The 12,719-nt window shown below is 60.1% G+C and carries 10 protein-coding genes; 5 read left to right on the forward strand and 5 right to left on the reverse strand.

Annotated elements, in window-relative coordinates; all coding sequences use genetic code 11:
* Positions 1 to 91: 91 nt before the first annotated feature.
* From AC1ATL_RS07805 to AC1ATL_RS07825, 5 genes are all read left to right on the forward strand, one after another.
* Positions 92 to 1,423, forward strand: a complete 1,332-nt coding sequence (locus tag AC1ATL_RS07805) for an oligosaccharide MFS transporter (RefSeq protein ID WP_476569790.1) — start codon at positions 92 to 94, stop codon at positions 1,421 to 1,423.
* Positions 1,424 to 1,573: 150 nt separating this feature from the next.
* Complete coding sequence (locus AC1ATL_RS07810) at positions 1,574 to 3,130, forward strand: glycoside hydrolase family 32 protein (protein ID WP_476569791.1); 1,557 nt, start codon at positions 1,574 to 1,576, stop codon at positions 3,128 to 3,130.
* Between the two features lie 332 nt (positions 3,131 to 3,462).
* Positions 3,463 to 4,251 carry an ABC transporter permease gene (locus AC1ATL_RS07815; protein WP_432622907.1) on the forward strand — a complete coding sequence of 263 codons (789 nt, stop codon included), beginning with the start codon at positions 3,463 to 3,465 and terminating at the stop codon, positions 4,249 to 4,251.
* Between the two features lie 281 nt (positions 4,252 to 4,532).
* Positions 4,533 to 5,600 (forward strand): ABC transporter substrate-binding protein, encoded by a 1,068-nt coding sequence (locus AC1ATL_RS07820; RefSeq protein ID WP_432622909.1) that lies wholly within the window; start codon positions 4,533 to 4,535, stop codon positions 5,598 to 5,600.
* Between the two features lie 5 nt (positions 5,601 to 5,605).
* Positions 5,606 to 6,754: a nucleoside hydrolase gene (locus AC1ATL_RS07825; protein ID WP_476569792.1), complete on the forward strand. Its 1,149-nt coding sequence runs from the start codon at positions 5,606 to 5,608 to the stop codon at positions 6,752 to 6,754.
* A gap of 73 nt (positions 6,755 to 6,827) precedes the next feature.
* On the opposite strand, the gene AC1ATL_RS07830 is transcribed toward AC1ATL_RS07825, so the two are convergent.
* The 5 genes from AC1ATL_RS07830 to dxr all read right to left on the reverse strand — a co-directional run bounded on the left by AC1ATL_RS07830 (position 6,828) and on the right by dxr (position 12,688).
* Entirely contained in the window at positions 6,828 to 7,619 is a 792-nt protein-coding gene (locus tag AC1ATL_RS07830; RefSeq protein ID WP_432622913.1) for an isoprenyl transferase, read from the reverse strand.
* A gap of 4 nt (positions 7,620 to 7,623) precedes the next feature.
* Positions 7,624 to 8,364 (reverse strand): DNA repair protein RecO, encoded by a 741-nt coding sequence (gene recO, locus AC1ATL_RS07835; RefSeq protein WP_476569793.1) that lies wholly within the window; start codon positions 8,362 to 8,364, stop codon positions 7,624 to 7,626.
* A gap of 61 nt (positions 8,365 to 8,425) precedes the next feature.
* Positions 8,426 to 10,051, reverse strand: a complete 1,626-nt coding sequence (locus AC1ATL_RS07840; protein ID WP_476569794.1) for an alpha/beta hydrolase family protein — start codon at positions 10,049 to 10,051, stop codon at positions 8,426 to 8,428.
* A 191-nt stretch (positions 10,052 to 10,242) separates the two neighbouring features.
* On the reverse strand, positions 10,243 to 11,442 hold the full coding sequence (ispG, locus tag AC1ATL_RS07845; protein WP_432622919.1) for a flavodoxin-dependent (E)-4-hydroxy-3-methylbut-2-enyl-diphosphate synthase: 1,200 nt from the start codon (positions 11,440 to 11,442) through the stop codon (positions 10,243 to 10,245).
* Positions 11,443 to 11,509: 67 nt separating this feature from the next.
* The gene (gene dxr / locus AC1ATL_RS07850; RefSeq protein ID WP_476569795.1) at positions 11,510 to 12,688 is read right to left on the reverse strand and encodes a 1-deoxy-D-xylulose-5-phosphate reductoisomerase; all 1,179 of its coding nucleotides are present in this window, start codon (positions 12,686 to 12,688) and stop codon (positions 11,510 to 11,512) included.
* Between the last annotated feature and the right edge of the window lie 31 nt (positions 12,689 to 12,719).

Genomic DNA, 12,719 nt, shown 5'->3' on the forward strand with positions numbered 1-12,719 from the left:
AGCTGAAAACGAACCGGCGAAAGCCACACCAACATCAGAAGCGATCGATGCCGCGTGGCAGCGGCACCGCGAAGAGAAAAAGAGAATCAAAATGGCAAGCAACACACGTTCTGCTTGGAAGAATCCTTCCTACCTGCAGAGCTCTTTCGGCATCTTCATGTTCTTCTGCTCGTGGGGCATCTGGTGGTCCTTCTTCTCCAGGTGGCTCACCGACCCGACCCACGGCCTGGGCATGACCTCCGCCCAGCAGGGCCAGATCTACTCCATCAACTCGCTGGCCACCCTGGTCATCATGTTCGTCTACGGCACCATCCAGGATCAGCTGGGCATCAAGCGCAAGCTCGTCATCTTCATCTCCGCCGTGGCAGCCTGCGTCGGCCCGTTCGTGCAGTTCGTGTACGCCCCGATGCTGCAGGCCGGCGGCACCACCCGTTTCATCGGCGTGCTCATCGGTTCCATCGTGCTGTCCGCTGGCTTCATGGCCGGCTGTTCCCTGTTCGAGGCCGTCACCGAACGCTATTCTCGTAAGTTCGGCTTCGAATACGGCCAGTCCCGCGCCTGGGGCTCCTTCGGCTATGCCATCGTGGCTCTGTGCGCAGGCTTCCTGTTCAACATCAACCCGATGCTGAACTTCTGGGTCGGCTCCATCTGCGGCCTCGGCATGCTGTGCGTCTACGCCTTCTGGGTTCCGGCCGAGCAGAAGGAGGAGCTCAAGAAGGAAGCCGATCCGAACGCGGCTCCGACCAACCCGTCCTTCAAGGAAATGGTCTCCGTCCTCAAGATGCCGACCCTGTGGGTGCTCATCGTCTTCATGCTGCTGACCAACACCTTCTACACCGTGTTCGACCAGCAGATGTTCCCGAACTACTACGCCTCCCTGTTCCCGACCACCGAGATCGGCAACGCCACCTACGGCACCCTGAACTCCTTCCAAGTGTTCCTCGAGTCCGCCATGATGGGCGTCGTCCCGATCATCATGAAGAAGATCGGCGTGCGCAACTCCCTGCTCCTCGGCGCGACCGTCATGTTCCTGCGCATCGGCCTGTGCGGCGTATTCCACGACCCGGTCTCCGTCTCCATCGTCAAGCTGTTCCACTCCATCGAGGTCCCGCTGTTCTGCCTGCCGGCGTTCCGCTACTTCACCCTGCACTTCGACACGAAGCTGTCCGCCACCCTCTACATGGTTGGTTTCCAGATCGCTTCCCAGGTCGGTCAGGTGATCTTCTCCACCCCGCTGGGCTCCCTGCACGATCACCTCGGTGACCGCCCGACCTTCTTCACCATCTCGGGCATCGTGCTGGCCGCTCTGATCTACGGCATCTTCGTGATCAAGAAGGACGACCAGGAGGTCGGCGGCGACCCGTTCTACACCGACAAGCAGCTCAAGGCCATGAAGGCGGCCGGAACGGAAACGAAGGCCTAGGCACCGAGCACAGCTCAACAACAAATCTTGGTGTCCGAAGCGTCCCCCTTTTCCGCTTCGGGCACCATCTTTAAAAACACTTCAATCGCGAATACCGCGATACGACACGGCAACCACAGCAATCGAAACTTAAGAGAAAGGCGTTCAACGATGACCGGCTTCACTCCGGACGCACCCGTCCTCCACGAAATCAAGAACCACGACGAGGAACTCGCCAAGGCCGAGGCCGGCGTTGCCGCCATGGCCGCCAAGCGTGACAACCGCTGGTATCCGAAATTCCATATCGCCTCCAATGGCGGCTGGATCAACGATCCGAACGGCCTGTGCTACTACAAGGGTCGTTGGCACGTGTTCTACCAGCTGCACCCCTACGGCACGCAGTGGGGCCCGATGCATTGGGGCCACGTCTCCTCCACCGACATGGTCAACTGGAAGCGCGAGCCGATCATGTTCGCCCCTTCGCTGGAAGAGGAGAAGGATGGCGTGTTCTCCGGTTCCGCGGTGATCGGCGACGACGGCAAGCTCAGGTTCTACTACACAGGCCACCGTTGGGCCAATGGCCGTGACAACACCGGCGGCGACTGGCAGGTGCAGATGCTCGCCGAGCCGGACAACGACGAGCTGACCAGCGCCACCAAGCGCGGCATGGTCATCGACTGCCCGACCGACAAGGTGAACCACCACTACCGCGATCCGAAGGTCTGGAAGACCGGAGACAAGTGGTACATGACCTTCGGCGTCTCCTCCGCAGCCAAGCGCGGCCAGATGTGGCTGTTCTCCTCCGACGACATGGTCCGCTGGACCTACGAGCAGGTGCTGTTCGAGCATCCGGATCCGGACGTGTTCATGCTCGAATGCCCGGACTTCTTCCCGATCCGCGACGCGCAGGGCAACGAGAAGTGGGTCATCGGCTTCTCCGCCATGGGCGCCAAGCCCAGCGGCTTCATGAACCGCAACGTCAACAACGCCGGTTATATGATCGGCACCTGGACCCCAGGCGAGCAGTTCAAACCGGAAACCGAATTCCGTCTGTGGGATTGCGGCCACAACTACTACGCGCCGCAGTCCTTCAACGACGGCAAGCGCCAGATCGTCTACGGATGGATGAGCCCGTTCGTGGCTCCGATCTGCATGGAGGACGACGGCTGGTGCGGCAACATGACCCTGCCGCGCGAGATCACGCTGGGCACGGACGGCGACCTGCACACCGCCCCGGTGGTCGAAATGGAGAATCTGCGGGAGGATACGATCGATTGTGGCGCGATCTCGCTCGACATCAACGAGGAAAGCGTCATCATGGATGATGCCGAAGCCGTGGAAATCGAAATGACCATCGATCTGGCCTCCTCCACCGCGGAGCGTGCCGGCTTGAAGATCCACGCCACCGAGGACGGCGCCTACACGTATGTTGCATACGACGACCAGATTGGCCGTGTGGTGGTGGACCGTCAGGCCAATGCCCGAGGCGACCGCGGTTACCGCGCCGCGCCGCTTTCCGAAGCCGAGCTCGCTTCCGGCGAGCTGAAGCTGCGCGTGTTCGTGGATCGTGGCTGCGTGGAAGTGTATGTGAACGATGGCCGTCAGGTGCTGAGCTCATACAGCTACGCGTCCGAAGGACCGCGCGCCATCAAGCTCGAATCCGAATCCGGCACGCTTGCCGTCAAGTCGCTCAAGCTGCATCATCTGAAGTCCATCGGACTTGAATGACGGGCAGCAAAACAACCAAGTAGCAAAAGCATGAGGTGTCCCCTTCACATCGCAGGATGAAGGGGACACCTTTCATATATACGGAATATATAAACCATATGGACGGAATCACGCATCGTACCTATGGCAAGACAAACGTCCCGCACCACCGTCTATACTGTCGAGCCGGTAACAGACTTTTCTGACCGTCCGGCGGGCAGGCTCCTCACCTTACTGGTTTCCCGTTGTCGGTCACGTGCGCGTCCACTTTGACGCAGAAAGCAAGGTGAACGATGGCGGAATCGCACGTTCAACAACTTCCGGCAAAACAACGGCCATCTATGACGAAACACATGATGCGCAAACTGAAGACGGCATGCATCAAACGTCTGCCGACGGTGATCGCAATAGTACTGTTGCTTGTCATATGGGAGGCATGGGTGCGCTTGGGACACGTGCCGTCCACGATGATTGCCTCCCCCAGTGAAATCGCGCAGGCCACCGTCGAAACCTGGCCGACGCTCTGGCCCGCGACACAGGTCACATTGCTGGAAGGCACCGTCGGTTTCCTGCTTGCCGTGACATGCGGCATTCTGATTGGGATTCTGCTGTACTGCTCCCGTATTGCGAACGCAGCGCTGTTCCCGCTGCTGTCGGCCGCGCAGACGATGCCGTTGATTTCAATCGCACCGCTATTCCTGATTTGGTTCGGTTTCGAAGTGTCCGGCAAAATCGTGATCGTAGCCGTTTTCGGCCTGTTCCCAATCGCAGTGCAGACGATTCGTGGTCTTGAGGCGGTCCCCCAGTTCTATTCGGATGTCGCGCTGACCTGCGGCGCGACCCGTACATGGACGCTGTGGCATGTGAAGTTGCGCGTGGCCGCACGACAAATTTACGGCGGCATCCGCGTGTCCGCAGCCTACATCTTCGCCACCGCCGCCACCGCGGAATACCTGGGCGCGCGCAAGGGCCTCGGCATCTGGCTGCAGGCGGCCTACAACTCGTTCCGCACGCCGCTCATCTTCTCCGCCACGCTGGTCATCATCGTCATCACCGGAATACTCATGTGCCTCGTGAATCTGAGCGAACGCATGCTGCTCGGACCCGTCGGCGAGGACGAGGATCCGGATGCCGGACAGTGAACGCAATCCAATGGGCGTTGATTTGGATGAAATCAGGGAGGTTTTCATCCAAATCAACACCCGCTTGCGATACAACAGCATCCGTACATCCACTGTCTGCCACGTCAGAGCAACCCGTATAATGAAAATCGCTGTTTAGCCAATGTGTGGCAAACCGGTTCGCCGGGGGCATTGGACGAACGGGGGCTGGACCCTTCGTATCGTTTTCTGCCCGAACTCCGTCCGCAGCGCCAATCCCTAGAAAACGATAAGGCAACAGGATTCAAGGGAAATCGCAAGGAATGAAGAAGACAGTCCTCCGCAAAGCAATCGCACTTCTCGGCGCAATCGCCATGCTTGCCGGCACAGCCGCATGCGGGCACAGCAACAACACCGCAGGAACCGCCACCGACGGCGACGGCCTCAAAAAAGTGACGTTCATGCTGTCATGGGCGCCCGACACCAACCATATCGGCGTATACGTGGCGAAGAACAAAGGCTATTTCAAGCAGGTCGGGCTCGATGTTGACATCGTGGCGGTGGCGCAGGCCGGCGCCGAACAGGCCGTGAACAACGGCGTGGCCGACTTCGCGTTGTCCAATCTCACCAATGTGGGCATGTATGCCACCAAAGGCGCGAAAATCAAGCAGGTCATGCAGGTGCAGCAGAAACCAAGCGCCATCTGGTGCTCGCTCGCCTCGAATAAAGCCATCACATCCCCGAAGGATTTCGACGGCAAGACCTTCGCCACGTTCGGTTCCAACGAATCCGACGCGGTGATTCGCCGCATGATCCAGACCGACGGAGGCAAAGGCACGTTCGACAAGGTGACCGTCGGCACGTCCACATTCCAGACGCTGTCCAGCAAGAAGGCTGACTTCGGCGGCTTCTACGCCACTTGGGAAGGCGTGCAGGCCGATATGTACGGCCCCAAGCTCAACTGCTTCACCGAGCCGGACTATGGTGTGCCCGGCAACGCCGACACCATCGGCGTGATCACCAGCGACAAGACGATCTCATCCAATCCGAATCTGGTGAGGAAGTTCGTGCAGGCCACCAAAAAGGGTTACGAATACGCCTATGCGCATCCCGATGACGCCGCGGCGATCCTCGTCAAAGAGGCTCCCGACGCGAATCTCAAACTCGATTTCGTCAAGCAGAGCATGAAAACGATCGTGAACGGCCAGTATTGGGGTGATCCGGCCAAGATCAAGGATGGCTCGTTCATATTCGGCACCAACGATGCAAAAGGCGCGCAACAGTATTTCGATTTCCTCGCCAAAGAGGACGCCTACACCGATTCGCACGGCAAGACGGTGCACACCGCACCGGTGGCCAAGGACATCTCGACCGACGAGTTCCTGGGGTGAATCCGATGACGTCCACACCATCCTCCGTCAAACGCAAGCTGATTCTCGATGTCGATACCGGCATCGATGACGCGCTGGCTTTGGCATATGTCTCCACGTTTGACGATGTCGAAATGCTGGGTGCCATCGGCACATACGGCAACGTGGCAGCAGGCACGGCCGTGCGCAACACACGATACGTGTTGGATCGGCTGGGATTGCGGCATGTGCCGGTCCTAGCGGGCTCCACGCATCCATCATGGGCCGATTCCTTCATCGCAGACGCGGGATGCGCGCAATTCCATGGAACGGATGGCTTAGGCGGCTTCGGGCCGGCCACGGACCCACCCATGTCACTCACGTCCGCTTCGGTGAAAATGTACACGTCGGCATCGCGTAGGCTGATTTCCGTAGGCGGCTATGACGTGCATGACCGCCATGCGAATCCCTCCACCGATTCGTTCACGCTTTCGTTTACCACATGCGATCGCGCGGCAGGCGCAAGCGTCGCTTTGCCGGAGGGCGTGCGGTTCATCGTCGACATGGTCCGCCGGTATGGCAGGGACGTCACGGTGGTGGCGACCGGCCCGCTGACCGACATCGACGCGGCACTCACTGCGGCACCGGACATCGCGGACGGATTACGGCTGGTGATGATGGGCGGGACGCTCACCCAAGAGGGCAACTGTTGGGATGCGACCGCCGAAACGAACATCATCCAGGATCCAGAAGCGGCGGATCGCGTGTTCCATTCCGGTGCGGACGTGACCATGGTCGGTCTGGATGTCACACACCAGTGTCTGCTGGGAACCGACGCGACCACGCAATGGCGCCAAGCCGCACCGACCGATGTGCGGACGTTCCTTGCCGATATCGCCGATTTCTCAATCACAGCGAACCTTCATGCGGATGCGCGTCTCTTCTCGACAGGCATGCCGTTGCACGACCCGCTTGCCGCGGCCGTCGCATTGGACCCGAGTTTGGTGGAATGCTTCGACCTGCCGATGAAGGTCGAGACGCAAACGGGTGATTTCCACGGCACGCGTGGTCGCACCATCGGCGATCCGGCCGGTCTCATCGACCCAACCGTACCCCGCGTGCACGTCGCGTTGACCGTCGATCACGACTGTTTCGTAGCCGACTTCACCCGCAGAATCGCCGGAATCCAACGTTGATGTGTGCTTGTTTTGGACGGAACCAAGCCGGATTTCGTCCAAAACAAGCACACATTAGCGTGAACAGGTATTCCTACTTCTTCACGCCACCGAAACGGCGATCACGGTGGACGTAGTGGTCGATGGAACGCCACAGCACCTCGCGGCCGCAATCCGGGAACAGCTCAGGCACGAAATCGAGCTCCGCGTAGGCGGCCTCCCACGGCAGGAAGTTCGAGGTACGCTGCTCGCCGGAAGTACGAATCACCAGATCGCAGTCGGGAATATCCGGGTTGTACAGATGTTCGGCAATCATCTTCTCCGTCACGCGATCGCCGGAGATCTTGCCGTCACGCACCTCACGCGCAATAGCCGCGCATGCATCCGCGATCTCGGCACGGCCGCCGTAGTTCAGACAGAACACCACATCAATGGTCTTGTTGTTCTTCGTCTTCTCCTGAGCCACTTCCAGCTCATCAATCACGGACTTCCACAGCTTCGGCCGGCGGCCCGACCAGCGCACGCGCACACCCCACTCGTTCATCTGATCGACGCGGCGATGGATGATGTCACGCGAGAATCCCATCAGGAACCGCACTTCCTGCGGGCTGCGCTTCCAGTTCTCGGTGGAGAACGTGTACAGCGACAAGTAGCGCACACCCGCCTCGATGGCGCCGGCGATAGTGTCGAACACCACCGGTTCGGCGGCCTGATGCCCGTCGGTGCGGATCAGACCACGCTTCTGGGCCCAACGGCCGTTGCCGTCCATGATCACGCCTACATGGCGCGGAACCTTGTTCTTCGGAAAATCGGGAATAATCGACGGATCGGAGAATGGTGCCGCCGGAATGTCAAGGGATTTGTAATCCACGTTCTCAAAAGCCATACCGCTAATCTAGCAAGCGCATGGAACGAATCGGCCGTTCCAGATAGTATTCACCCCATTCTTCCACCATTTGGTGGGTTTCCCGCTGAATCGCCGGAGTGACGGGAACGCCATCCAACTCCCCCCAATCGCCTTCCACCAAAGCGGAAAGCCGGCAAAGCGCATCCCACGAAACCGCTTCGGATTCAGGCGTATGGTCGGCGACGCACATCAATCCTCCAGCGGGAATCGAGAAATACCAACCGAGTGAGGACGAGATCGGTTCTCCGCACACCACGCAGGCGCGCAATCGCGGAGTCCAGCCGGCGATCGCCAGCGCACGCAGCACGTACGAATCGCCGATCGCGGACGAATCATGCGCATGCTTGGCAAGCGCGTTCAACGCACCCAATACCAACCGATATTGCGCGGCCGCAGGCTCCTTTTCCGCCACGACCAGCTTGTCGGCGGTCTCGCAGATCACATTCGCCGCCGTATATGCTTGGAAATCGGAGCAGATTGGTCCGGCATACGCGGAAATCGATTCGGCTTGGGACACGACATCAAGCGATCTGCCTTCCGCGATCAGCAGGGACACGCGTATGAACGGTTCGAGACGGCCGCCGAATCGCGATTTGGTCCGTCTTACGCCTTTAGCCACGGCACGGATTTTGCCATGACCGCGCGTCAACAAGGTGACGATACGGTCGGCTTCGCCAAGTTTGACGGTGCGCAGCACCACGCCTTCGTCCTGATATAGCGGCAATACATGCCTTCTTTCCTGCGATCGCTCCACGATTCCACGGCGTGAGTCCGCCAGGAAACCTTTAGTAAATGAACAGTCCCCAGAATGCGAAAACGAGCAGTACGGAGAACATGGCCATCACCGTCAGCCAGAACATCACACGGCCGAAACGTGTGGAGGCCAGCACCGGTTGGCGGCCGCTGACGATTTCGCCGATGGCTCCCTTGCGCGGCGGCCACTGCACGATGCCACGATGGGACGCCTCTTCAATCAGGCGCATGAACACCCGAGACCACGCCCATACCACGGCGATGCACACCACCTGGATGACAGGCCAACTCCAATACATAACGCCCGGATCCTCGGCGGGCGCACTGCCCCATGCAAGCTTGACGACGCCCATGATCACGTCGCCGAGTCCCGCGCAGAACAGTACGAACGTGGCCATGGTGGCGATCGTCAGCGTGACCAGCGAATTCTTGAAGCCCCGTGCCATTCCCAGCCGATATCGTCGTCCATGTGCACGCGCCCAGATCTTGCGCGCCAGCACGACGAGCCACAACAATCCCACGACAAGCAGCAACAGCACCATGCCGGCATGCAGCGCCACCAGATAGATGGTCAGACCGCGATTCGCTTTGAGCTCCAACGGAACGGCGATCGATTGGTACATTCTGGTGCCGGCGACGCGTTCGCTGGTTTGCGTAAGCCCCTGCGTGGTACCGACGGCCCAGTCGACCACGTCATCCTCATACGCGTCGGCGAACGGTGTGCCGGAATTGGCTTCGTCGCCGAGCCGAAGCACATGGTTGGCGATTGGATACGTGCGTATGGTGACGTTCCGGTTGCCGGCCTTATGCGCCAAATCGACGATTTTCTCAGTGCCTTCCACCTGCGCGGTCATGACGTCCTTCGTGCCGTACGCCACCAATGTGGGAATGGCGTAGGCTTTCGGCGTCAGCGTATCGATATCGAGGTTGGTGAGACCGAACAGCGAGGCGTCGATACCGAACACACGGCGGACGATTGACTGGTAACCGTCGTGCGCGCCGACGAGCGCGAAGTCCTGCGCGGCAAGGAATCCCAATGAATATCTGGGCTCGTAGACCATGGGGCTGAGCAGCACCTGGAAGGCCACGTCGGGGTCCCGCTGCAGCAGGTACGAGGATATCCAGGTGCTTTCAGAAGTGGCGTAGATGCCCACTTCGGAGGCGTTCACCGTATCCATGTCCCTCAACAGGTCGATGACCTGGTCATAGATGGCCGCCGATCCCGGATAGTCACGTGTGGCGTCGTTGGTGGACCAGACCGGCTTGTCAAGCACCGCCGTCACGAAGCCTGCGGAGGACAGGTCAGTGGCCATGTCTCCGAAGGAGTTGTCGCAGGTTCCGTAACCGGCCCCATGCATGAAGACCACGCCGGGCCGGTTGCCACCAGCCCCTTTCGGCTCGCGGATCAGCACTTTGATCCGCTGTACCTCACCGGTGGAAGGCCGTTTCGCGTTGATGACGACATACCGTTTCGTCACCTCGTAATCGCCCTTTTTCGCCAAAGCCTTGCCGGTGGTGTTGTTGAAGGTCACGGACGTGTCTGAGTCAAGCGTCTCAATGGTCTGTTCGGTCGGCTCATAATTCCATGAGGATGCCGTCAGATTGGCCACGGAAACCAAGATGCCCAGCAGAATAATGAAAATGGGCAGGCTCACCATCAGCCGCCGACCGCTTGTCCATGGACGATATGGCTCCGCGAAGCGAGAAGACTCCTCCCCTTGCTGAGGGGATTGACTGGCGATTGCTGATTGACGATCCTGTTCTGACACGCCGTTCATTCTACCGACCAGCGCTGAGAAACCTGTTCCCGTGCCCCGCCGTCAACGCAACGGAGCACGGGGATGCGTTTTCAGCAATTGCCGTTCTGAGTCACCGGCACGACCACCGGACCGGTCACGGAGGGAGGCACCTGGCCGTCCGCTTCCATCTGCGCGGCAATCTCCTGTGCCTTGGCGAGCAGAGTCTCGACAATCTGATCCTCCGGCACGGTCTGGATGACTTTGCCCTTGATGAAAATCTGCCCTTTGCCATTGCCGGATGCCACGCCCAGATCGGCTTCGCGGGCCTCACCGGGACCATTGACGATGCAGCCCATCACGGCCACGCGGATCGGCGCCGTCACATCCTTCAAGCCTTCGGTCACGGCGTTGGCCAGTTGAATCACATCCACCTGGGACCGGCCGCAGCTCGGGCAGGAGATGATGTCGAATTTGCGCGGGCGTAGTCCCATGTATTCCAGCAACTTGCATCCGACCTTCACCTCTTCCACCGGAGGTGCGGACAGCGAGACGCGGATGGTGTCGCCAATGCCCTCGGCCAGCAGAGCGCCGAACGCCAGACAGCTTTTGATCGTGCCCTGCCAAGTCGGGCCGGCTTCGGTGACGCCCAAATGCAGCGGCCAATCGCCTTTGGACGCCAGCAGACGGTACGTCTGCACCATGGTGACCACATCATGGTGCTTGACGGAAATCTTGAAATCGTGGAAGCCGACGTCTTCAAACATGCGCGCTTCCTTCAGCGCGGACGCCACCAGCGCCTCCGGTGTGGGTCCGCCGTACTTGGCGTACAGTTCCTTGTCGAGCGAACCGGCGTTCACGCCGATGCGCAGGGAAATGCCCGCATCCGTGGCCGCTTTGCAGATCGAGGGGCCGACCTCGTCGAATTTACGGATGTTGCCCGGATTCACGCGCACGGCGGCGCAACCGGCATCGATGGCCTGGAATACGTACTTGCTTTGGAAGTGGATGTCAGCAATCACCGGAATCGGCGATTTCCTTACGATTTCCGGCAACGCGTCAGCATCATCCTGGCTTGGCACGGCCACGCGCACGATGTCGCATCCCGCGGCGGTCAGTTCCGCGATCTGACGCAGGGTCGCCGGCACATCCGCCGTCACCGTGTTGGTCATGGACTGCACCGAAATCGGTGCTCCCCCACCGACCGGCACCGGTCCGACCATGATACGGCGGGATTTGCGGCGGGGATGCAGCGGACTTTCGCTGATGTCCGCATCGCCGGTTTTGCGGAACGGTTTTTCGTTTTCTGGCATACGTGATCCTTGACATGTGCGGAGCGTTTCACACGCCCCGCTATGGTTCTTGCGATTGCTTTCGTCTTTACCTGTTTATCAGCCTGTCGGCGCGGTCACGCGCCTCACGCTCGAGTTGGCTCATTTCCTCCACGGAAGCGAACAGCGGATTGCCGCGCAGTTCGGCGTCCATCTCGTCGAGGACCTCACGCACGGTGTCCACGATGCCAAGATACGGCAGACGATGCTCGAGGAACGCATGGACGGCCTGCTCGTTGGCCGCGTTGAGCACGGCGGTATGCTTTTCAGACGATTCGAGGCAGTGCCGGGCAAGGCTCACCGCGGGGAAGGCCTCGTCGTCAAGCGGCTCGAACGTCCATGTGGCAGCCTTCGTCCAATCGCAGGCCGCGGCGACGTTCCCCAGACGTTCCGGCGCGGACAGGCCGAGAGCGATCGGCAGACGCATGTCCGGCGGCGATGCCTGCGCGATGGTGGCACCGTCGCGGAATTCCACCATGGAATGCACGATGGATTGCGGATGGACGGTCACATCGATGCAGCTCGGCGGCACGTTGAACAGTCGGCTTGCCTCGATGACCTCAAGTCCCTTGTTCATCAGCGTGGACGAGTTGATGGTCACGACCGGCCCCATGTTCCACGTGGGGTGGTTGAGGGCCTGTTCGGGGGTGATATCGGTCATCTGTTCGCGTTTCCAGCCACGGAATGGGCCGCCGGATGCGGTGACGATGAGTTTGGAGACCTCGCCATGCGTGCCGGCACGCAACGACTGCCAGATGGCCGAATGCTCGGAATCGACCGGATTGATCTGCTTGTCCCGCACTTGCGAATCGAACAGCAGATGGCCGCCGGCCACCACGGATTCCTTGTTGGCCAACGCCAACTGCGATCCCGCCTGAAGAGCGGCGATGGATGGTTCAAGACCAATGGAACCGGTGATGCCGTTGAGCACCACATCGGCGCCGGAGCCGGCCATGCCGATCACGGCATCTGGGCCGGCGGTCACTTCGACTTCGCCGGCTCCGGCCTGCTCCAGCGCCTCACGGAGCGCGGGAACGGCTTCCTTATGGAAAATCGCGATGGCCGGTACATGGAATTTCGCGGCTTGACGGGCAAGTAGTTCGACGTGCGCTCCACCGGCGGCGAGTCCCGTCACGGTGAAGCGGTCGAGATGACGCGAGATGACGTCAAGGCCTTGGGTGCCGATGGATCCGGTGGAACCTAGGATTACTACGGTTGATGGTTGCATGGGTTATGCGTTTGCTCTCCGTATATGTTGC

Source organism: Bifidobacterium sp. LH_743 (assembly GCF_056355775.1).

What these genes read in the sequence shown, in the direction of transcription:
- AC1ATL_RS07805 (WP_476569790.1), top strand. Translation starts at nt 92, where the DNA reads ATGGCAAGCAACACACGTTCTGCTTGGAAGAATCCTTCCTACCTGCAG.
- AC1ATL_RS07810 (WP_476569791.1), top strand. Translation starts at nt 1,574, where the DNA reads ATGACCGGCTTCACTCCGGACGCACCCGTCCTCCACGAAATCAAGAAC.
- AC1ATL_RS07815 (WP_432622907.1), top strand. Translation starts at nt 3,463, where the DNA reads ATGATGCGCAAACTGAAGACGGCATGCATCAAACGTCTGCCGACGGTG.
- AC1ATL_RS07820 (WP_432622909.1), top strand. Translation starts at nt 4,533, where the DNA reads ATGAAGAAGACAGTCCTCCGCAAAGCAATCGCACTTCTCGGCGCAATC.
- AC1ATL_RS07825 (WP_476569792.1), top strand. Translation starts at nt 5,606, where the DNA reads ATGACGTCCACACCATCCTCCGTCAAACGCAAGCTGATTCTCGATGTC.
- AC1ATL_RS07830 (WP_432622913.1), bottom strand. Translation starts at nt 7,619, where the DNA reads ATGGCTTTTGAGAACGTGGATTACAAATCCCTTGACATTCCGGCGGCA.
- AC1ATL_RS07840 (WP_476569794.1), bottom strand. Translation starts at nt 10,051, where the DNA reads ATGGTGAGCCTGCCCATTTTCATTATTCTGCTGGGCATCTTGGTTTCC.
- ispG (WP_432622919.1), bottom strand. Translation starts at nt 11,442, where the DNA reads ATGCCAGAAAACGAAAAACCGTTCCGCAAAACCGGCGATGCGGACATC.
- dxr (WP_476569795.1), bottom strand. Translation starts at nt 12,688, where the DNA reads ATGCAACCATCAACCGTAGTAATCCTAGGTTCCACCGGATCCATCGGC.